Here is a 20,403-nt window from a genome sequence, read left to right as displayed (position 1 = left end):
ATGGCGGCGGTGGGACGAATTCATTCGATTCAGTCGCTTGGCGCGGTGGATGGTCCTGGCCTGCGCTGCACCCTGTTTTTGCAGGGCTGCCCGCTGCGTTGCGCCTACTGCCACAACCCCGACACCTGGAATTTTACTGGTGGCGCCGAATACACTCCCGAGCAGGCGGCGGCCAAGGCGCTGCGGTTCCGGCCTTATTTTGGAAAAAAGGGCGGTGTTACAACCACCGGCGGCGAGCCGCTCGCGCAGCCGGAGTTTGTGGCTGAGCTGTTCTCGCTGCTGCACCGGGAGGGAGTACATACCGCATTAGACACCTCCGGCATATGCGACCTGAGCCGGGCGGAGGAGGTGCTGCGCTGCACCGATCTGGTGCTGGCGGATCTCAAGTTTTTGACTGCGGAGAATTACCACACTTATTGCGGCGCCGACTTTGAGCGCGTGCTCGATTTTTTGGCGCTCACCGAGCGGATGTCGGTCCCCCTGTGGATCAGGCATGTGGTGGTGCCCGGCCTCACCGACGGCGAGCAGCACATCCGGCAGGTGGCGCAGGCCGCGCGGCGGTACAGCAACCTGCAAAAGATCGAGCTGCTGCCCTTCCGGAAGCTCTGTCTGGAGAAATACCGCGCGCTGGGCATCCCGTTTCCGTTGGAGGATACGCCCGAGATGGGCGGGGAGGCTCTTGAAAGATTGCGGCAATTGATCAAATAAATCCCGCAAATGGCCTGTACAAAACGACGTTTGTGGGGTATCATCAAAGAAGTATGATGAAACGAGGAGGAACCGGTATGCTGGAACAGAAAACAATTGCATTCGTCGGCGGCGGCCAGATGTGCGAGGCCATCTTCAGCGGAGTGGTCGCAAGCGGCGCCGTCGCACCTGGACGGATTTGGATTACCGATATCAACGCGGAGCGCCTGGCGCAGTTGGAGAGGGACTACGGTGTCAATACGGTCGTCAATCCAGCGGACAACAGCGGCGCCAACCGGGTGGCGGAACAAGCCGATATCGTGCTCTTTGCGTTAAAACCGCAGTTTGCCCGTCCGGTACTGGAGGCGTTGAGATGCGCGCTGCGGCCGGAGCAGTTGATTATCTCCATTATGGGTGGTGTGACACTCGCCTATCTGGAGGAATTTTTTCCCGACAATGCGGTGCTGCGCGTGATGCCCAATACCCCCATGCTGGTGCGCAAGGGGATCGCCGGCGTCGCAGCGGGCCGGAAGGCTGGCGAAGCGGAGCGGGCGCTCGGCGTCGAGCTGTTTAATCTGGTCGGCAGGTCCTACCTGTTGCCGGAAAACCTGATCGATCCTCTCACCAGTGTGAGCGGATGCAGTCCGGCGTTTGTGTACATGTTCATCGAGGCGATGGCCGATGGTGGTGTGGAAAAGGGTTTACCGCGCGATATGGCCATCCAGTTGGCCGCGCAGGCGGTGGCCGGGTCGGCCGAGATGGTTCTTCAGACCGGCCGTCATCCCGCGCAGCTCAAGGACAGCGTCTGTTCCCCCGCGGGCAGCACCATCACCGGCGTGCACGCGCTGGAACGCGGCGGCTTCCGGGCCACAGTGATGAACGCTGTCACTGAGAGCTGCGACAAGATGATCGAAGTGGGCAAAAAGGCATAAAGATAGCCGCTATTTAAAATCCCGCGCCGAAAAAAGCGCGGGATTTTTTGGTGCGGAGACCGCCTGCAAAAGAGTTGCGCATCGGGCGATAAAATGGTACTATAGAAGAAAGCACAGAAAGGGGAAGTGATGGCGCGGTGTCTTTTGAGAGTTCCAATTTGACCTTTCCTGAGCAGTACAACGCCGAGCTGGACCGCTTGCTGCTGTCCTATTCCGTCAAGATGAGCTATTCTGCTAAGCACACCTTTTCGGTGCCCGGCGATGAGCTCAACTGCATCTATTACATCAAGGAAGGCCGTACCAAGCACTACATGATGAACGACGACGGCACGGAAAAGATCCTGTATACCCTGACGCCGGGCTGGTTTTTTGGGGAGATCGGGTGGTTTCTGGGATACTCCACAGGTCTGTACTCGCAGACCGAGCTGCCCTCGGTGCTCTACCGGGTGGACGGAGATGCTTGCCGGCGGTTGCTCAACCAGGATGAGATGTTCCGCGACACCCTGATCCGTGGCTACTGCCACAAGCTGCTGGTGATGCGGTATGAGATTGAAAACCTCACCTTCAACTCCTGCAAGAACCGCATCAAACGCCTGTTGGCCTCCTCGGTCGACCTCAAAAATGTCACCGATCCGGGCTGGTACGACCTCAAGGTGAAGTATACCCACTACGAGCTCGGCGTGATTGTGGGCAGCGCCCGCGTCACCGTGAGCAAACTGATGAACGAGCTCTGCAATGAGGGGTTTATCCGTGTCATCAACCGCAGGGTGCAGGTGAATGCAGAAAAATATCGCGCCTATATCGGCAGCACGCGGGAGGAACGGGACGTATAACTGAAGTATGTGACAGCGCGTTGGGGCACCGGCGCGCTTTTTCTTTTGGGTTAAAATTTTATTCGGCAAAGGGCAGAGAGAAAAAACCGCCATGGAATTGAGCAATATAACTAGATTTTTCTCATAAAGTGAAAGTAAACAATCAGAAAATGTGCTATTTCTGGGGGTTATCACTGGATATCAAGTGAATTTCTAGGGCAAAATGCTGAGTTTGTAACCTTTGCTACAATGTTTCAAATCACCTAGAGACAACCGGGCCCAGATATTATAATGGACACAAGTTATTCACATATTGTTCATTCCGTGTTTAATGCCGGAAGGGGCAAGCACGCGGCTACCCGCCGCAAAACCAAATCAAAAGGAGTGTAGCTCAATGCCAGAACTAGCAAAAAAGAAAAAACTCCAGTTCCCCAATGTCTACGTCATCCTTTTTGCATGCGCGATTGTGGCGGCGATTCTGACCTGGATCATCCCGGCCGGAGAGTTTGAACGCGTCACCGAGGGAACCATCACCAAAGTTGTGCCCGGTTCGTTCCATCTGGTGGAACAGGCGGGGCAGACCCCGTGGGATGTCTTCATGGCGGTGGTCACCGGCTTTAAAAAGCAGGCCAGTCTGATCACCATGGTGCTGTTTGTCGGCGCGGCGGTCAGCCTGCTCGAGGCCAGCAAGGCCATCGACGTCGGCTTCCGCAAGCTGGCGGGTGCGGTGAAGGGAAAAGAAGGTGTCGCGATCTTCCTGATTATGGCGATCATGTCGCTCGGCGGCGCGACCGGCGTGTTCGGTAACGCCACGCTGGTCTTGGTGCCCATCGGCATCCTTCTGTCGCTGGCCATGGGCTTCGACCGAACCCTCGGCTTTGCGATGATCTTCTTCGGCTCCTTCTCCGGTTTCAACGTTGGTTGGGCTAACTTCGGCACCATCGGATTGGCGCAGACCATCGCGGAGATCCCCATCTTCTCGGGTATCGGCGCGCGCATCATCTTCCACATTGTCAACTTCCTGCTGTGCTATGGGTTTGTGATGCTCTACTTCAACAAGATCAAAAAAGACCCGACCAAGAGCCTCAACTATGAGAGCGGCATGGAGCTCAAGGATTATATGGGCGACCTGAATGCCGCGGTGGACGGCGAAACCAAGCTCACCACCCGTCAGCTTCTCAGCCTGCTCGCAGGAGCGGCCGGTATCATCGCGGTTGTCATCGGCGCGCTCAAATTCAAATGGGGCGCGGATCAGATTTCCGCCACCTTCCTACTCGTCTCTTTGGTGATCGGTCTGCTGTGCGGCTTCGGCGTCAACGGTTCATTCAGCCACTTCATCAAGGGCTGCTCGGGCGTCGTCATGGCTGCGTTTATCATTGGCTTTGCGAATTCCATCACCGTGCTGATGAGCAACGGCAAAATCTTGGATACCATCGTTTATTATCTGTCCATCCCGATCAACCAGTTCGGTGCGGTTGCGGGCGCCAACTTCATGCTGTTGGCCAATATCATCATCAACTTCTTTATCTCTTCCGGTTCCGGCCAGGCGACGGCGGTTATGCCCATCATGGTTCCCATCGCGGATCTCACCGGCATCACCCGCCAGGTTGTGGTTCAGGCGTTCCAGTTTGGCGACGGCTTCACCAACTGCATTATCCCCACGGTCGGTTCCCTCATGGGTGGCTTGGGCTTCGCCAAGGTACAGTATGGCAAATATCTTAAGTGGTCTATGCCCCTCATTTTGGTACAGATTGTGCTCTCTTTTGTCGCCATCACGGTGTTGCAGAGCATCGGTTGGACCGGCTTCTGATTGTAGTTATAAACAGATTCAGAGAGGATATCGTCCTGTTGGGCGGTATCCTCTCTTAGAAAAAGGAGGTACATTTTATGATCGATCTGCACAAACTGGTGGATGAGATCACACCGGAAATTACGGAACTTTGCAATCATATCCACGAAAATCCGGAGCTGAGCCTGAAGGAATACAACACCTGCGCGCTGCTCGAAAACTATGTCAAGGAACATGTGACTTATGAAAGGCTCAAACGGGTGGGGGAGACCGGCCTGTTTTTTGAGGTGAAAGGGATCAAGCCCGGCCCTGCCAAGACGATCATCCTGCGCGGGGATATCGATGCGTTGCCTATTCAGGAGGCGGAGGGGATGCCGCACCGCTCCAAGGTACCCGGCGTGATGCACGCCTGCGGCCACGATGTACACGGCACCATCAATGTCGGCGCGGCAAATGTACTGAGCAAGGTCCGAGACCAGTTTTCCGGCAGCGTATTTTTCTTCATCCAGCCGGCGGAGGAGATTTTGAAGGGCGCGCGTCTGTTTTTGAACGATCCGGATATCGACTTCGACCGGGTAGACGCGGCGGTGGCCGCACACAGCTCGCCCGAGATCGACGCGGGCACCATCGGCGTGCGCTATGGCGGTATTCTGGCCAGCGCGGATGAGATCAAGATCACAGTGCGCGGCAAAAGCGGCCACGGCGCGCATCCGCACACGGTCATCGATCCGATCGTGGCGGCCTCCAGCATTGTGATGAACCTGCAGACGTTGGTGTCGCGCGAGACCAGCGCGGCTGACTCGGCGGTGGTTTCCATCTGCTCGATCCACGGCGGTGTTGCACACAATATTGTCCCCGATTCGGTTGAGCTGTGGGGTACCGTGCGCACGGTGGATCACGCGACGCGCGACCGCATGGAGGAGAGCGTCAAGCGCGTCTGCCACGGGGTTGCCGAAGCGCTGCGCGCCGAAGTCGAGGTCGAGTATATTCGCGGGGTTCCGCCAATGGTGAGTGAACGCGAATGGGTGGACCGCGCGGTGCGCGTAGGTGGCAAGCTGTTGGGCGAAAACGGCGTCGTGATGATGCCGCATCCCTCGATGGGCGCAGAAGATTTCGCCTTTGTCAAGGAGAAGTTCCCGGGCGTGTTCATCCGTTTGGGCGGGCGCACCCCCGGCGGACCCTACGGCTCGATGCACTCACCGACCTTCTACAGCGACCCCAAGGCGATCCCCGCCGGGATGCTTACCTTGGCCGGCATGGCGCTCGATTTCTTCGGTGCTGAGTACGCATAAGTGCTGGCGCAACAATGTAGCAACAGCTACATTGCCGCGTGCGATACTGCGCGGCAAAATGCGCCGCTCTATAATAAAAATAAGGATAAAATCTTCCTGAATGATTTTACGAGGTGATTCGTTATGGTCAGACCGACCGGCTCGTGGGTTGCAATGCCCACCCCCTTTACTGAGGACAACAAAATCGATTACGCGGGGTTTGAAACCCTCATCAACCGGCAGATCAAGTTCGGCACCAACGAACTGTTTGTGCTGGGCTCGGCGGGTGAAGTGACGCTGCTCACCCTTGAGGAGAAGAAACAGATCGTCAAAGAGGTCATCAAGATGACCAAGGGGAGGATTCCCGTGTTTTTCAGCGCGGCCGCCCTCACCACCGAAGACAGCATCGCCTTTGCGCAGTACTGCGAGCAGCAGGGGGCGGACGGCGTTATCTTCACCGTGCCCACCTATGTGCTCATCCCGCAGGCCGCTGTGCTGGAGCACCTCGACCTCTGCATGGGTTCGGTCAGCATCCCCTGCGGCATCTACAACAACCCCTCCCGCTTGGGCGTCAACGTGGAGCCCGAGACGATCGCCAAGCTGGTGGAGAAGCACCCCAACTTCATCGTCGATAAAGAGGCGATGCCCAACGTCAAACAGTTGGTACAGGTCAAGCGCCTGTGCGGCGACGCGGTGAATATCCTCTGCTGCGATTTCCCCAAATATTCCATTGTCATTCCGACACTGGCAGTGGGTGGATGTGGCACCGCAAATATCGGCGGCAACATCATCCCCGAGGAGGCGGCCAAATACTCCCGCCCCTGGACCGATATGACGATTATTGAGGAATGCCGCGAGGAATACTTTAAATGGTTCCCGCTGCTGGAGATGCTCTACACCCTCTCCAATCCCATCGTCATCAAGGCGGCGCTCAACATTTTGGGCCTGCCCGGCGGGCATCTGCGCCGTCCGTACCTCGACTTTGCCGGCCCCAAATATGAGGCGCTGGAGCGCATGATGGACGAGATGGGCGTCATCAAGAAATACGGCGTGAAAAAATAAGCGAAAGGAGGCTGCGGCATGGCAAAACGTCTGGTTGTCATCGGCGGCACCGCCGCGGGACTCAGTGCAGCGTCCAAGGCCAAGCGGAATATGCCCGAGCTGGAGATTGAGGTCTACGAGAAATCAGGCTATGTCAGCTACGGCGCTTGTGGCCTGCCCTATTTTGTGGGTAATCTCATCCACGAGCCGGAGGATCTGGTCTCCCTGACGGCGGATCAGCTGCGGACAAAGCGTGGAATCCCCACTTATATCCATCATGAGGTTACCGCCATCGACCGGGTCGCCAAGATCGTCACGGTCTCCAATCTGGACACCGGCGACCGCTTTGAGCGCCCCTACGATGCGCTTGTGATCGCCACCGGCGCGGTTCCCGTGCTGCCGCCGATCCCCGGCATCCATGCTGAAGGCGTTCATTGCCTGCGCACCGTCGAAAGCGGTATTGCGCTCAAAGCGCGCGTGCAGTGCGGTGCGAAAAAGGCGGTCGTCATCGGCGGCGGGTTTATCGGCCTGGAGGTGGCGGAGGAGTTGGCGCTTTCGGGCGTGCAGGTCACCCTGCTGGAGGGCGAAAAACGTCTGCTGACCTTTCTCAACGAAGAATATGCCGCTGAGGTGGAGCGCACGCTCAGCGCGGGCGGCGTGTCTGTGCACACCGGCTGCCCGGCCAAGGAGATCATCCTGCAAAGCGGACGTGCGGCCGGGGTGCTCGGTGCGGATGGCTGCGTCTACGACGCCGATTTGGTATTGGTTGCAGTGGGCGTCCGCCCCTGCGCCGACCTTGCACGGGCCGCTGGGCTGGCGCTTGGCTACAAGGGCGGCATTGTCGTGGATGAACACCTACAGACCAGCGACCCCAGTATTTGGGCTTGCGGCGACTGCGTACAGATGCGCAACTTGATTACCGGCGAACCCTGTTATGTTCCGCTGGGCACCACCGCCAACAAACAGGGGCGGATTGCCGGCGGCAACCTCACCGGGGAGGATGGCTGCTTCCGCGGGGTGCTCGCTTCGCAGGTGACCAAGGTGTTTGACCTGTACATCGCTTCCACTGGCCTCTCGATGGAACAGGCGCGCTCAGCGGGCTTCGACCCCGCCTGCACCGCCATCACCAAAGGCGACCGAGCATCCTATTATCCGGGCGGCGGTGATAACCACCTGTACCTGGTGTTCGACCGCCACACCGGTCGTCTGCTGGGCGCGCAGGGCATCGGCACCGCGAGCGTGGCCGGACGGATTAATGTGCTGGTCGCGGCGATCACCAGCGGAATGACAGTGTCGCAGCTCAACGAGCTCGATTTGGTCTATGCGCCGCCGGTCGCCCCGGTTTACGACCCTATTTTGATTGCGGCGAGTCAGGCGCTGAAAAAGGTTGACAAGAAATAAGGCGGCATAAAGGAGTTTCTCAGATGGGCCGATTGTATGAAGTTACCGTCGAAAAGGACGAAAACGTCAAGGAAAAGATCACGCAATACATCCTGGAGCAGGGCTGGGAGGATGTGTACATCAGCGGTGCGGTCGGTTCGGTGCGCAATGTCAAGCTGACCAACCCGGTCAGTGCCGAATTTCCGCCCCGCGTAGGCACCACCGAGTGCGCCGGACCCTGCGAGGTGGTCGCCTTCACTGGCGAGGTGATGAAGCGCGAGCGGATGGACCCGGTGCTGGAAAAAATCTACCCCGATAAGACCTGTCCGCTCTTTATCCATGTTCACGCTTCGGTGGGGGTCGCCGGTTCGCATATGTACGGCGGCGGGTTCCACGACGGATACGCGTTCCGCAAGTTGCGGGTCTTTCTGCAACCACTGGATGAACAGGAATAAACAGCAAAGTTGATGGCGCGCCCCGGCAGGGGCGCGCTTTTCTTTTTGGGAACCGCAAACTTTCACGATCTGACAGGCTGCTGCGTTTGGTTGCAGTATAATAGAACGGTAAACCGGAGCGCGCCAGCTCGTTTTTTAGGAAGAATTACAAATTCTGATGGGATGGTGGAGCTGATTTCGGCGGTTGTATGGTTGCGAAGTGACAACCTAAGTGATATAATAGGGTTGTCAAGAAGGGCGAGACAACTGGTTTGGAGGGATTCTATGAAACGAATATTATCCGCAGTTTTGGCATTGGTCATGGCGGTCTCATTTTGTGTCGGGCTTTCCGGCTGCGGCGAGGAAAAACGCGAGATTGTGTTTGCCGACGTAGGCTGGGACAGCGTGAGATTCCACAACGCGGTGGCTGGCTTTGTAGCGGAGGCGGCGTATGGCTACTCGTGGCGAGAGCTGCCCGGCTCCACGCCCATCATGCACGAGGCGCTCAAAAAGGGCGAGATCGACGTCAACATGGAGGAATGGACCGACAACATCAGTACCTACGATGACGACCTCGCAGCGGGCACCTTTCACGATTTGGGCACCAACTTCGGCGACAATATCCAGGGGTTTTATGTCCCGCGGTACGTCATCGAGGGCGACCCCGAACGCGGTATCGAGCCGCTCGCGCCCGATCTAAAGACGGTGCAGGACCTCAAGAAGTATCCGCAGATCTTCCCGGACGACGAAAACCCGGGCAAGGGGCGGATTTACGGCGCGATTCCCGGATGGGAGATCAACGAAATCATGAAGCGTAAGGTGGAATACAACGGGTTGGATCAGTCGTACATCTATTTCCAGCCGGGTTCCGACTCCGCGCTGGCGGCGGCCTTCACCTCGGCCTACGAGAAGGGGCAGCCGATCGTCGGGTACTACTGGGAGCCCACCTGGATGCTCGGCAAATACGACATGGTGTTGCTCGACGATTCCCCCTACATCGACGATGAAAGCTATAAGGCGGGCCGTACCGCTTGCCCGTCGGTCGATGTGACCATCGGTGTGAGCAACCAGTTTTACGAGGAAGAACCGGAATTTTGCGCCTTTTTAACCAGCTATGAGACCTCGAGCGCGCTCACATCCAAGGCGCTCGCACATATGCAGGAAACGGGCGACAACTATGTGGAGACTGCAAAGTGGTTTTTAACCGAGCATTCGGAGATGATCGACGAGTGGCTGCCGGAGGACAAGGCGGCCTCGGTCAAAAAGGAGCTCGGACTGATTGAAGACAAGGGGTTCGACCTCTTCGCGTTTCCGTTTACCCTGCCGATCGACGTGAACGCGTTCGACGCATCGGTCAAGGGATTTGCAAACCAATTCAGCGGTTTCTTTGGCGCGATTAAGAACGGCCTCAATGGGTTGATCGGCGCTATCTACGCCATCCTCAACCTGATTCCCTGGTGGCTGATGCTCGCCGTTGTATTTTTTGCGGGTTGGAAGCTCACCGGGAAGGTCACCACCGGCATTCTCTATGCGGTGATGCTGTTCTTTATCGGCCTGATCGGCCTGTGGAGCCTGATGTACGAGACCCTGTCGATTGTATTGGCGGCTGTAGTCATCTCGCTGGTGATCGGTTTCCCAGTGGGTATTCTGATCTCGAGCAGCGACCGGGCGAACAATATCGTCCGCCCGATTTTGGACACCATGCAGACGATGCCCGTCTTTGTCTACCTCATTCCGGCGGTGCTGTTTTTCGGCCTCGGTAAGGCTCCGGCCGTGATCGCCACCACCATCTATGCGATTGTGCCGGTCATCCGGCTCACCAGCCACGGTATCCGCCAGGTCGACCCTGAAGTGGTCGAGGCGGCCAAGGCGTTCGGCTCCACCCGCTTCCAGACTTTGGTGAAGGTGCAGATTCCGCAGGCCATGCCGACCATTCTCACCGGCGTCAACCAGACGCTGATGATGGCGATGGCGATGGTGGTCACCTGCTCGATGATCGGCGCATCCGGCCTGGGCATGGAGGTGCTCATCAGCGTCAACCGCATCGAGATCGGCCGCGGTCTGCTCGCCGGCGTGGCGGTGGTCATTGTGGCGATTTTGATGGACCGCTTGACGCAAGGTTGGTTCAAGAAAGGGGAGGAACAGGATCATGTCGGACAGTAACAACACCCCGGTCACCTTGGAACGGGATAACGAATCTATTTTGCGTGTAAATCACCTCACCAAATTGTACGGCGTCAATAAGGCGGAGGCGGCCAAGATGATGCGCGCCGGCTCCAACAAGGACGAGGTCTACAAACAAACCGGCGTGACGGTGGCGCTGTGGGATGTCAGCTTCAATGTGCGGCGCGGCGAGATTTTTGTCATCATCGGCCTCTCCGGTTCGGGCAAATCCACTGTGGTGCGCACTTTGAATATGCTGCACAAGCCGACCAGCGGCCAGGTGTTTTTCGAGAACAGCGAGATCAATCAGTTTACAGGGAAGGACCTGCTGGAATACCGCCGCGACAAAATATCGATGGTGTTTCAGAGCTTTGGTTTGATGAACCATCGCGATGTGCTCGGGAATGTCGCCTACGGTCTGGAGATCAAGGGGATGCCGCGGGTCGAGCGGGAGCGCAAGGCGAGCGCCATGATCGATATGGTCGGCCTCAGCGGACATGAGCACAGCACGATCGGCAGCCTGTCGGGCGGCATGCGGCAGCGGGTGGGCATCGCCCGCGCCCTGGCTAACGACCCCGAAGTGCTGCTGATGGACGAACCCTTCTCCGCACTCGACCCGCTGGTGCGCAAGGATATGCAGTTTGAACTGCTGTCGATCCAGCGCAAGCTGGAAAAGACGGTGGTGTTTATCACCCACGATATCAACGAGGCGTTCAAATTGGGGGACACCGTGGCGATCATGCGCGACGGCCGCCTGATCCAGGTGGGCACCCCAGAGGAGATGAGCGCCAATCCCGCGGACGACTATGTGCGCCAGTTCATCGACAGTGCGGATAAGACCAAGGTATTGTCGGTCAAGCATATCATGGTGATCCCCACCTGTGTGGTGCGCCTCAAGGATTCGCCCCAGCACGCCATCCGCGAGATGCGGGCGAACGGGACTTCGACCGCCTATGTGGTGGGCGAGCGGATGAAGCTGCGCGGCATCGTCACCATCGACGGTGCGATCCGGGCCAACAGGGAGGGCCTTCCCCTTGCCGATGTGTATGTCCAGGACGTGCTGACCACCCAGCGCGACACCCTCATCAGCGACATTCTGCCGGTTGCCGCCGAGGCGAAATATCCCATTGCGGTGCTGGAGGACGACGGGAGTCTTCAGGGCATCGTCACCAAGGCGTCGGTGCTCTCCTCGCTGATTTAAAGATGCAGTCAAAAATCCCCCTCCGGCACCTCAACGCTGGAGGGGGATTTTATTGGGAAGGCCCGTCAGAAATGGTGAATGGGCCGGTGTGGCCGGCGGGCGGTGCCCGCACAGGAGGATGAAAGAAATTGCGGCCGAGTGCCGCACATGAAAAAGAAGGGGTCTTGCAAAATTGGCAACCTTGCCTATTTCTTAGTATATCCCAATTCCCCTGAAAACCCATCAATTGTCTGTAAAAGGCGTGTGAAAATTTGGTAAGCTGCCGCGAAGGGATAAGGCTTTTGGTGAAATCAGCTTGCGGCTGCCCCATTTTTATACTATAATGGTCAAAAAAGCGAAAGGTTGAAGCGGACGCATGAAACTTTGCGCAATCGTGTTGGCGGCGGGTTTTTCCTCCCGCATGGGCTGCAACAAGCTGTTGATGGATTACCACGGGTACCCGATGGCGGAGTATATTTTATACAATCTGCGGCGCAATCAAAAGTGGTTTGAGCAGATTGTGGTGGTGAGCAGGCTCCCCTTTTTGGAGCAGCTCACTCACCGGTACGGCTTCACTTACCTGCACAATCCAGAACCGGAACGCGGCATGGGTCATTCGCTGGCCCTGGGGGTGCAGCAGGCCGGGGAGTGCGACGGCTTCCTGATGGCATTGGCCGATATGCCTGATCTGCGCGAGGGGACGATCCACACCCTATGCGAGCGCTTTTTGGCCGACCCAGACCGCATCACGGTGCCAGTATTCGGAGGCAAGCGCGGAAACCCGGTTATTTTTCCCAGCCGTCTGCGCGCCGAGTTGGAAGCGCTCGACCGGGACTGGGGCGGGCGCGAGCTCATTCGGCGGGAAAGCGATCAGCTCGCCCGGGTGCAGGTTTACGACCCGGGGGTGCTGCGCGACATCGATACCCGTGAGGATCTCAGATGGAAATGATGCGGCTTGACAGCTGCTGCCGGCCGTGGTATGATACGTTCAAATAAAAAAGGGTAAGGGGTTGTAACATGCGCAAATAATCTGCGAGAAAACAAGCGAACAAAATCGGGAATGCCTTGCGAACGGAACGTCCGCGGGGCTGCGGTTGTTGTCGCATTTCTGCAGGAAATTTGCGTGGATAGACCGTCGGTCGTGTGGCCGCGCGCGTCTTTCCGTCATGTTGCGGCCCCTTTTGTTGCGCCGGCGTTTTGCCCGGACGGATGGCCGCAGGGGATCGATTTCCTGCGGCTATTTTATCGTTTTGGGGGAATGCCTGTGTCACAAATCAATGTCAGCCATCTTTCATTTCGTTATGATACCAGCTTTGACCCGATCTTCGAGGATGTTTCCTTCACGTTGGACACCGACTGGCGGCTCGGGCTGATCGGCCGCAACGGCAGGGGAAAGACCACCTTGCTTCAATTGCTGCTGGGACGCTACCCCTATCAGGGAGCCATCACCGCCTCGGTGGACTTCGAGTATTTTCCGTTTGATGTGGAGGAGCCATCGCATGAGACACTCGCGGTGATGAAGAGTTGCATCGCGCCGTATCGCGAGTGGGAACTGCAAATGGAGCGCCTGCTGGACGACGGGAGCGAAGCGGCTCTGTCCGAATACGGGACGGTTTTGGAGCAGTACCTCTCCGCGGATGGCTACACCATCGACAGCCGCATCGAGGAGGAGCTCGGCCGTCTGGGGATGCCCGGCGAGCTGCTGCACCGCCCGTTCGACACCCTCAGCCACGGGGAGCGGACCCGCGTTTTGCTGGCCGCCTTGTTTTTGAGGCCGGGCTGCTTTCTGCTGATCGACGAGCCCACCAATCACCTGGATGGGCCTGGGCGGGACGCGGTGGCGGATTATCTCGCCGGAAAGAAGGGGTTCATCCTGGTCTCACACGACCGCGAGCTACTCGACCGCGCAACCGACCATATTATGGCGATCAACCGCAGCGATATCGAGGTGCAGCAGGGCAATTACAGCGTTTGGCAGGAGAACAAGGACCGCCGCGACGCGTTTGAGCTGGCGGAAAATGAGCGGCTCAAAAAGGACATCGCGCGGCTGGGCGCGGCGGCAAAGCAGCGAGCCGGCTGGTCGGATGCGCTGGAGAGCACCAAAATTGGCCACCGGCCGCCCGACCAAGTGCCGCCCGACCGGGGGTTCATCGGTCACAAATCGGCGAAGCTGATGAAGCGCGCCAAGGTGATCGAGCGGAGGGCGCAGCAGGCCGTGGAGGAAAAATCCGCGCTGCTCAAAAACCTGGAAACGGCCGACGAGTTGAAGATTTCCCCCTTAGATTGGCGGAACCGGCGCCTGCTCGAGGTGTCCGGCCTGTCGATCGATTATGGAAGCGGGCCGCTGTTCGAGCCGCTCTCCTTCGCGGTGGAGCCGGGGGAGCGGGTCGCGCTGTGCGGGTCCAACGGCTGCGGGAAATCCAGTATTTTGCACCTGCTGTTGGGGGAGGACATTCCGCATGAGGGCGGCGTGCTGCTGAGCTCAGGGCTCGAAATTTCCTTTCTGCCGCAGGACACGTCGTCTTTGCGCGGCGGGTTGCGGGAGTTCGCGCAGCGGCGGGAGATCGACGAGAGCCTGTTCAAGGCAATTTTGCGCAAGCTCGATTTTTCGCGCGTGCAGTTTGAAAAGGATATCGCCGAATTCAGCGGCGGGCAAAAAAAGAAGGTGCTGCTCGCGGCCAGCCTGTGCGAGCGTGCGCACCTCTATGTATGGGATGAGCCGCTCAACTTTGTGGACATCCTCTCGCGCGTGCAGATTGAGGAGCTGATTCTGCGCAGCGGTCCGGCGATGCTGTTTGTCGAGCACGACCGCCGCTTTACTGATCGCATCGCAACCAAGATCGTACAACTGAAACGGCTGCCTGTGGATACCATTTCGCCTCGCTTCGTGGTATAATAGCTGCAAAGCCGCTGTTATATTTATGCGCAGACCATTCGCGCCTTCCCGGCGCTCCGGCCGATATGCGCAATGATACCATGCGCGCTTTGCGCTTGTGGTATCATAAATGATGAAATGTTGGACAAAGGGGGATGTGCGATGGAACCGGGCCGGGATCGCATGATCTTTCACTGCGACCTCAACGGGTTTTACGCCTCGGTGGAATGCCTGCTGCGCCCCGAGTTGCGGGCTGGACCGATGGCGGTGTGCGGCGACCCGGAGAGCCGTCACGGCATCATCCTGGCAAAAAATGAGCAGGCCAAGCGCTATGGCGTGGCTACCGCTGAGACCATCTGGCAGGCGCGCCGCAAGTGCCCCGACCTCACGCTGGTGCCGCCCCACCACGAGGAGTACTACCGCTACTCCAAGTGGGTCAACCGGATTTATGAGCGGTTTACCGACCGGGTCGAACCGTTCGGCATCGATGAATCCTGGCTGGATGTCACCGGTACGCTGCACCTGTTTGGCGGCGACGCGAAAGCATTGGCCGACACCATCCGCCGGACGGTGCGCGAGGAGACCGGGCTCACCCTGTCGGTGGGAGTCAGCTTCAACAAGATATACGCGAAACTGGGCAGCGACTACCGCAAGCCGGATGCGACCACGGTCATTTCCCGAGAAAATTACCGGGAGATCGTCTATCCGCTGCCGGTGACCGATCTGTTGTATGTGGGCCGCTCAGCCGCGCAGACCCTGCGGGCATTGGGTATCCGCACGATCGGCGAGCTGGCGGGGTTCGACCGGGCGCTGCTGGCGCGGCGGCTGGGCCGGATGGGGGAAGCGCTGCACGACTATGCCGCCGGGCTAGACGATTCCCCGGTGCGCTCGGCTTACGACGAGCGGGAGGTTAAGAGCGTTGGCAACGGCATGACCTTCCGCCGCAACCTCGTCAGCGAGCGGGATGTGCGCGCCGGCGTGATGGCGCTGTGCGACAGCGTGGCCACCCGCCTGCGCCGCGCGGGGCTCGACTGCCGGGTGCTCCAGATCCAGGTGCGCTCGCCCGATTTCCGCACCATTTCCCGCCAAAAGCAGATGGCGCGGCCCACCCATCTGGCGGCTGAGCTGTTCGATGGGGCGATGGAGCTGATCCACGCCTCCTGGAAGGAGGGAACGCCCATCCGGATGCTGACCGTGACGGGGGAGTCGGTGACGCCCCAGGGTGAGGCGGAACAGCTTTCCCTGTTCGACGGGTGGGAGGACGGCCGGCGGGAGCGGCTCGACCGGCTGGAGCACGCAATGGACCATATTCGGGACAAGTTCGGCCGTGAGGCCATCCAGCCGGGCAGCGCCATCGGGAACGACCTCGGTTTGGAACACCGCAAGCCGATCAATAAAACCAAACGATATGAAGGAGGAACCGCGGAATGAACCGCAAAAAACTGCTGGTGATCGTGGATTATCAAAACGACTTTGTGAGCGGAAGTCTGGGCTTTCCCGGGGCGGAAGCGCTGGAGGGGATTCTCTGCGCCAAAATCGACGACGCGCACGCCAATGGGGACGACATCATCTTCACAATGGATACCCATCTGGACGACTACCTCTACACCCAGGAGGGGAAGAAACTGCCGGTGCCGCACTGTATCCGCGGCACGCAGGGCTGGAACCTCTACGGCAGGGTCGCGGAGCTGGCGGAGCCCCACCCGCTGCTTGAGAAAAACACCTTTGGCAGCAAGGTGCTGTTTGGATACCTGCTGCAGGCGCCCACCTACGACGAGATCGAGCTGGCGGGCCTGGTCAGCAACATCTGCGTGATCTCCAACGCGGTGATCGCCAAGGCGGCGCAGCCCGAAGCGCGTATCGTAGTGGACGCGCGGGCGACCGCTGCGCCGGATAACGCGATGAACGAAAAGGTGCTCGACGTGATGGAGGGGCTGCAAATCGAGGTGACCAACCGGGCGTGAGACTGGGGCAAAAAAACGGGGCGCTTGCCGCCGCGCACGGCGATGGGCGCCTCGTTTGACAATCGAAGGGAGCGATATTTTATGAGACTGCTGAAGAAGGAACTCGATTTGGAGGGCTGCGAAACCCTGTACCATCGCGCCTTCTCCGAACAGATGCTGCGGGAGGACTTCGAGGTGCGGGCCGGCCGATGGTGGGTTGAGGACGGCTGGCTGGTCGGCCAGAATCGGGACAATTTTGCCGCCATGATCATCTCCAAGGCCGATTATTTCGGCAATGTGATGCTGGATTTCAAGGCGTGCACCGTGCTGCCCTGTACGCACGATATCAATGTGATGTGGAACGGAAGTTGGAATGAACAGACCAACACACGGGATATCGCCTACGTGGCGGGTTTGCAGGGGTGGTGGCACGGCAAGGTTGGCATCGAAAAATCGCCGGAATACAAGCTGAACGCCGCCAACCCCCTGTTTGCGTTTACGCCGGGCCAGGTGTACCATGTCCAAACCGGCAGCATCGACGGCCATGTGTTCGTCATCATCGATGGAGTGCTGGTATTGGAGCTCACCGATCCTGACCCCATCGACAACACCAAGTATGGCCGAGTGGGCTTCGAGGCGTACTGCTCTTATCTGAAATTCACCGACTTTTCGATTAAGCGCGTGGCCTACCGCGAGGTGGAGGAGGCGTATCAGCCCGAGTTTTAGTATTCTTTCCACTGCGGTATCTGTGCGAGCAGCGCGTCGCGGTCGTTTTCGCACGCACCGTCCAGCACCAGGTCCAACAGCCGCTGCAGTTCCTGGCCGACCGCGGGACCTGCTGGTATGCCGGCGCGCAACAGGTCCGTCCCATCGACCGCGAGGTCCTTCAGGGAAAAACAGCGCTGTTCGGTCAAAACCCGTTCCAGAATCGGCTCGATTTCGCGCACTGTGCGGGTCCAGCCCTGCGCGTATTCGCTCTGAGCTGCGTTGTCGGCCAGCTTGACCAGCAGCAGCTCGCGAAATACCTCTTCGCCGAGCCGGTTGAGCTGGCGCAGCACGCACCGCTCGGTCGGCTCCAGATTGCAGTCGTGAATTTCGACCAGCTTTACAACCCGGGCGATGGTGGCGTTGTCAAACCGCAGGCGGTGCAGCACTTCACGCGCCACCGCCGCGCTAACCTTCGGATGCCCGTAAAAATGCCGGCGGCCGTCCGCATCCTCGGTGCAGGTAGCGGGCTTGCCGGCGTCGTGCAGCAGCATGGTCAGGCGAAGCTCCGGCCGGGGCGCAACCGCAGCAACCGCATGTGCGGTGTGTTCATAGACTGTGTAGATGTGATAGGGGTTGTTTTGGTCGAATCCCACAGTGGGGGTGAGCTCAGGGATCACCTGTGTGATGACGGGGACATAATCCAGCAGGATGGGGAGCACCCCGGCCCCGCACAGCAGTCCGACGAGCTCGTCACGGATGCGCTCGGAGGCGATACGGCCGAGCAGGGCGCGGTTGCGGGTGAGGCTGTCAGCGGTGTGCCGTTCCAGCGAAAAGCCGAGTGCGGAGGCGAAGCGCAGGCCGCGCAGGATGCGCAGCGCGTCCTCGTGAAAGCGGCGGTCGGGGTCGCCCACGCAGCGGATCAACCGGCGCCGCAAGTCCTCTTCGCCGCCGAAACAGTCCACCAGCCCGCTTCCTGGATGATAGGCCAGGGCGTTGATCGTAAAATCGCGGCGGGCAAGATCCTCCCGCAGGCTGGGGGTGAAGCGGACCTTGTCCGGCCTCCGGTTGTCCGAATAGGCGCCGTCCACCCGGTAGGTGGTCACCTCCACCGGCCCGTCGTCAGTCAGAACGGTGATCGTGCCGTGTTGTAGCCCGGTTTCAAACATCCGGTGGCCTTCGAGAGCGGCCATCGCCTGGTGGGGCAGGGCGGAGGTGGTCACATCCCAGTCGTGCGGCATCCGGCCGAGTATGCTGTCGCGCACGCAGCCGCCCACCACATACGCCTCGTATCCGTGCCGTTCCAGCCGGTTCATCAGGGCCCGTACACCCCGTGGAATGGCAAGCTCCATCCGTTCACCTCCTCGTCTGTTATTGTTCCTTATCATAATACAAAATTTATCTGATTTCAAATGGCGCTGTTGTTTTCAGCGGAAAGGGGCTCCGCCCACAGGGCGGACAATCGTTTGTGACGATTGCAAAAGCGGAGTTCCGCTTTTGGCCCGATTTATGCTATAATAAATCCATCAGGACTTTATGGAAATCTCTGCCTGATAAAAAATTTTTCATTTAAAGAAGTGGAAAGGGGCGTTTACCATGAATTTTGCTTATTACATGCCGGCCCGGCTGTTTTTCGGCAAAGGGGCCATCGAGCGCTTGGGGACGGAGCGTCTGCCCGGCAAGAAGGCGCTGATCGTCATCTCCGCGGGTACCTCCATGCGGAAGTATGGTTATCTCGACCGCGTAACCGAGCAGTTAGAGAAAAATGGCGCGAGCTATGTATTGTTCGATAAGATTCTGCCCAACCCCATCAAAAGTCATGTGATGGAGGGCGCGGCTCTCTGCAAAGCAGAGGGGTGCGACTTTGTCATCGGCCTTGGCGGAGGGAGCAGCATCGACTCGGCCAAGGCGATCGCCGTCATGGCGGTCAATCCGGGTGACTACTGGGATTATATCTCGGGCGGCAGCGGCAAGGGACAGCCGGTGGAGAAGGCGCTGCCGGTCATCGCAATCACCACCACAGCGGGCACTGGCACCGAGGCTGACCCCTGGACGGTGATCACCAAGGAGGACGGCGGCGAGAAGATCGGCGGCGGATGGGACTGCACCTTCCCTTATTTTTCGATCATCGATCCCGACCTGATGATGACGGTACCTGCGCACCTCACCGCTTACCAGGGGTTTGACGCGCTGTTCCATTCCACCGAGGGTTATATCAACAAAACTGCCAACACACTGAGCGATCTGTATGCGCTCAAAGCGATCGAATTGATCGGCAGCTACCTGCCCCGCGCGGTGAAGGACGGCAGCGACGCGGAGGCGCGCGAGATGGTGGCGCTGGCCAACACCCTTGCGGGTATGGTGGAGACCGCCTCGGGCTGCACTTCCGAGCATTCGCTCGAGCACGCGCTGAGTGGCTTCCATCCCGATCTGCCGCACGGCGCGGGCCTCATCATGGTCTCGCTGGAGTATTACCGCCTGTTCTCCGCCAAGGTTTGCCCTGAGCGCTTTGTGGCGATGGCCAAGGCGCTGGGCAAGGCCGACGCCGATAAGCCCGAGGATTTTGTCGAGGCGCTGGCCGACCTGCAAAAGGCCTGCGGGGTCGACAACCTCAAAATGAGCGATTACGGCATCCAGGCGGACGAGATGGAGAAGGCGGCGCATCACGCATTGGATACAATGGGCGGTCTGTTCGAGGTGGACCGCTATCAGCTTTCGGTCCCTGAGATCGTCTCTATCCTGGAAAAATCCTATCGATAATGAAAAGACGCCCCCGCTGCGGCAGGGGGCGTCTCTTATATTGTTTTATTTTACCGCGATCGCTTCGATCTCGAACAAAGCGCCCTTGGGCAATGCGGCCACCTGTACACAGGAACGAGCGGGGCAGTCGGCTTTGAAGTAGCCGGCATAGATCGCGTTGATCGCTGCAAAATCGTCCATGTCGGCCAGAAATACCGTGGTCTTGACCACATCGCAATAGTCCATGCCGGCGGCAGCGAGCACCGCGCCGAGATTTTTCAGCGCCGCTTCCGCTTGGGCGCAAACACCTTCAGGCAGCGCCCCGGTGGCGGGGTCCAGGCCCAACTGGCCGGAGGTGTAAAGGGTGTTGTCTGCGAGCACGGCGTGGGAATAGGGCCCCACTGCAGCGGGCGCGTTTTTGGCTGTGATGACCTGATTTGCCATGATTGATT

The 20,403-nt window shown here is 58.8% G+C and carries 18 protein-coding genes; 16 read left to right on the top strand and 2 right to left on the bottom strand.

Annotation, left to right across the window (positions count from 1 at the left end):
* The 15 genes from pflA (at nucleotide 1) to H8711_RS07020 (ending at nucleotide 17,233) form a co-directional block, all read left to right on the top strand.
* Complete coding sequence (pflA, locus tag H8711_RS07090; protein ID WP_249282776.1) at nucleotides 1-708, top strand: pyruvate formate-lyase-activating protein; 708 nt, start codon at nucleotides 1-3, stop codon at nucleotides 706-708.
* 77 nt (nucleotides 709-785) lie between these two features.
* The gene (proC, locus tag H8711_RS07085; protein ID WP_249282775.1) at nucleotides 786-1,619 is read left to right on the top strand and encodes a pyrroline-5-carboxylate reductase; all 834 of its coding nucleotides are present in this window, start codon (nucleotides 786-788) and stop codon (nucleotides 1,617-1,619) included.
* Between the two features lie 137 nt (nucleotides 1,620-1,756).
* Nucleotides 1,757-2,452 carry a cyclic nucleotide-binding domain-containing protein gene (locus H8711_RS07080; protein ID WP_249282774.1) on the top strand — a complete coding sequence of 232 codons (696 nt, stop codon included), beginning with the start codon at nucleotides 1,757-1,759 and terminating at the stop codon, nucleotides 2,450-2,452.
* 373 nt (nucleotides 2,453-2,825) lie between these two features.
* The gene (locus tag H8711_RS07075) at nucleotides 2,826-4,241 is read left to right on the top strand and encodes a YfcC family protein (protein ID WP_249282773.1); all 1,416 of its coding nucleotides are present in this window, start codon (nucleotides 2,826-2,828) and stop codon (nucleotides 4,239-4,241) included.
* 77 nt (nucleotides 4,242-4,318) lie between these two features.
* Entirely contained in the window at nucleotides 4,319-5,512 is a 1,194-nt protein-coding gene (locus H8711_RS07070; RefSeq protein ID WP_249282772.1) for a M20 metallopeptidase family protein, read from the top strand.
* 123 nt (nucleotides 5,513-5,635) lie between these two features.
* Nucleotides 5,636-6,553, top strand: a complete 918-nt coding sequence (locus H8711_RS07065; RefSeq protein ID WP_249282771.1) for a dihydrodipicolinate synthase family protein — start codon at nucleotides 5,636-5,638, stop codon at nucleotides 6,551-6,553.
* Nucleotides 6,554-6,571: 18 nt separating this feature from the next.
* Nucleotides 6,572-7,933 carry an FAD-dependent oxidoreductase gene (locus H8711_RS07060; RefSeq protein WP_249282770.1) on the top strand — a complete coding sequence of 454 codons (1,362 nt, stop codon included), beginning with the start codon at nucleotides 6,572-6,574 and terminating at the stop codon, nucleotides 7,931-7,933.
* A gap of 23 nt (nucleotides 7,934-7,956) precedes the next feature.
* The gene (locus H8711_RS07055; protein ID WP_249282769.1) at nucleotides 7,957-8,367 is read left to right on the top strand and encodes a PCC domain-containing protein; all 411 of its coding nucleotides are present in this window, start codon (nucleotides 7,957-7,959) and stop codon (nucleotides 8,365-8,367) included.
* A 264-nt stretch (nucleotides 8,368-8,631) separates the two neighbouring features.
* Nucleotides 8,632-10,509 carry a glycine betaine ABC transporter substrate-binding protein gene (locus H8711_RS07050; RefSeq protein WP_249282768.1) on the top strand — a complete coding sequence of 626 codons (1,878 nt, stop codon included), beginning with the start codon at nucleotides 8,632-8,634 and terminating at the stop codon, nucleotides 10,507-10,509.
* Nucleotides 10,496-11,710 carry a quaternary amine ABC transporter ATP-binding protein gene (locus tag H8711_RS07045; protein ID WP_249282767.1) on the top strand — a complete coding sequence of 405 codons (1,215 nt, stop codon included), beginning with the start codon at nucleotides 10,496-10,498 and terminating at the stop codon, nucleotides 11,708-11,710. Before H8711_RS07050 ends, H8711_RS07045 begins: the two co-directional genes overlap by 14 nt.
* Before the next feature lie 355 nt (nucleotides 11,711-12,065).
* Nucleotides 12,066-12,638, top strand: coding sequence for a nucleotidyltransferase family protein (locus H8711_RS07040; protein ID WP_249282766.1), 573 nt, complete (start codon nucleotides 12,066-12,068; stop codon nucleotides 12,636-12,638).
* Nucleotides 12,639-12,953: 315 nt separating this feature from the next.
* Nucleotides 12,954-14,585, top strand: a complete 1,632-nt coding sequence (gene abc-f, locus H8711_RS07035; RefSeq protein ID WP_343252681.1) for a ribosomal protection-like ABC-F family protein — start codon at nucleotides 12,954-12,956, stop codon at nucleotides 14,583-14,585.
* 141 nt (nucleotides 14,586-14,726) lie between these two features.
* Nucleotides 14,727-15,995 (top strand): DNA polymerase IV, encoded by a 1,269-nt coding sequence (gene dinB, locus H8711_RS07030; RefSeq protein ID WP_249282764.1) that lies wholly within the window; start codon nucleotides 14,727-14,729, stop codon nucleotides 15,993-15,995.
* Nucleotides 15,992-16,528 carry a cysteine hydrolase family protein gene (locus H8711_RS07025; protein ID WP_249282763.1) on the top strand — a complete coding sequence of 179 codons (537 nt, stop codon included), beginning with the start codon at nucleotides 15,992-15,994 and terminating at the stop codon, nucleotides 16,526-16,528. The genes dinB and H8711_RS07025 overlap by 4 nt, the downstream gene beginning before the upstream one ends.
* A gap of 81 nt (nucleotides 16,529-16,609) precedes the next feature.
* Nucleotides 16,610-17,233, top strand: a complete 624-nt coding sequence (locus H8711_RS07020) for a hypothetical protein (RefSeq protein WP_249282762.1) — start codon at nucleotides 16,610-16,612, stop codon at nucleotides 17,231-17,233.
* On the opposite strand, the gene H8711_RS07015 is transcribed toward H8711_RS07020, so the two are convergent.
* On the bottom strand, nucleotides 17,230-18,564 hold the full coding sequence (locus H8711_RS07015) for a CCA tRNA nucleotidyltransferase (RefSeq protein ID WP_249282761.1): 1,335 nt from the start codon (nucleotides 18,562-18,564) through the stop codon (nucleotides 17,230-17,232). The genes H8711_RS07020 and H8711_RS07015 overlap by 4 nt on opposite strands.
* 244 nt (nucleotides 18,565-18,808) lie before the next feature.
* On the opposite strand from H8711_RS07015, the gene H8711_RS07010 reads away from it, so the two are divergent.
* Nucleotides 18,809-19,972 (top strand): iron-containing alcohol dehydrogenase, encoded by a 1,164-nt coding sequence (locus tag H8711_RS07010; protein WP_249282760.1) that lies wholly within the window; start codon nucleotides 18,809-18,811, stop codon nucleotides 19,970-19,972.
* Nucleotides 19,973-20,017: 45 nt separating this feature from the next.
* Here H8711_RS07010 and H8711_RS07005 read toward each other — a convergent pair whose 3' ends face one another.
* Entirely contained in the window at nucleotides 20,018-20,395 is a 378-nt protein-coding gene (locus tag H8711_RS07005) for a RidA family protein (RefSeq protein WP_249282759.1), read from the bottom strand.
* Nucleotides 20,396-20,403 lie beyond the last annotated feature (8 nt).

The organism is Ligaoa zhengdingensis, assembly GCF_014384885.1.
Taxonomy (GTDB): domain Bacteria; phylum Bacillota; class Clostridia; order Oscillospirales; family Ruminococcaceae; genus Ligaoa; species Ligaoa zhengdingensis.
The sequence above is the reverse complement of the archived record's forward strand: the minus strand, read 5'-3'. Positions and strand labels throughout refer to the sequence as shown.

Excerpts from the sequence above, each read along its gene's own strand:
- H8711_RS07070 (WP_249282772.1), top strand. The coding sequence starts at position 4,319 with ATGATCGATCTGCACAAACTGGTGGATGAGATCACACCGGAAATTACG.
- H8711_RS07060 (WP_249282770.1), top strand. The coding sequence starts at position 6,572 with ATGGCAAAACGTCTGGTTGTCATCGGCGGCACCGCCGCGGGACTCAGT.
- H8711_RS07015 (WP_249282761.1), bottom strand. The coding sequence starts at position 18,564 with ATGGAGCTTGCCATTCCACGGGGTGTACGGGCCCTGATGAACCGGCTG.
- H8711_RS07065 (WP_249282771.1), top strand. The coding sequence starts at position 5,636 with ATGGTCAGACCGACCGGCTCGTGGGTTGCAATGCCCACCCCCTTTACT.
- H8711_RS07020 (WP_249282762.1), top strand. The coding sequence starts at position 16,610 with ATGAGACTGCTGAAGAAGGAACTCGATTTGGAGGGCTGCGAAACCCTG.
- H8711_RS07075 (WP_249282773.1), top strand. The coding sequence starts at position 2,826 with ATGCCAGAACTAGCAAAAAAGAAAAAACTCCAGTTCCCCAATGTCTAC.
- H8711_RS07025 (WP_249282763.1), top strand. The coding sequence starts at position 15,992 with ATGAACCGCAAAAAACTGCTGGTGATCGTGGATTATCAAAACGACTTT.
- H8711_RS07055 (WP_249282769.1), top strand. The coding sequence starts at position 7,957 with ATGGGCCGATTGTATGAAGTTACCGTCGAAAAGGACGAAAACGTCAAG.
- H8711_RS07010 (WP_249282760.1), top strand. The coding sequence starts at position 18,809 with ATGAATTTTGCTTATTACATGCCGGCCCGGCTGTTTTTCGGCAAAGGG.
- H8711_RS07040 (WP_249282766.1), top strand. The coding sequence starts at position 12,066 with ATGAAACTTTGCGCAATCGTGTTGGCGGCGGGTTTTTCCTCCCGCATG.
- H8711_RS07005 (WP_249282759.1), bottom strand. The coding sequence starts at position 20,395 with ATGGCAAATCAGGTCATCACAGCCAAAAACGCGCCCGCTGCAGTGGGG.
- H8711_RS07050 (WP_249282768.1), top strand. The coding sequence starts at position 8,632 with ATGAAACGAATATTATCCGCAGTTTTGGCATTGGTCATGGCGGTCTCA.
- pflA (WP_249282776.1), top strand. The coding sequence starts at position 1 with ATGGCGGCGGTGGGACGAATTCATTCGATTCAGTCGCTTGGCGCGGTG.
- H8711_RS07045 (WP_249282767.1), top strand. The coding sequence starts at position 10,496 with ATGTCGGACAGTAACAACACCCCGGTCACCTTGGAACGGGATAACGAA.
- proC (WP_249282775.1), top strand. The coding sequence starts at position 786 with ATGCTGGAACAGAAAACAATTGCATTCGTCGGCGGCGGCCAGATGTGC.
- dinB (WP_249282764.1), top strand. The coding sequence starts at position 14,727 with ATGGAACCGGGCCGGGATCGCATGATCTTTCACTGCGACCTCAACGGG.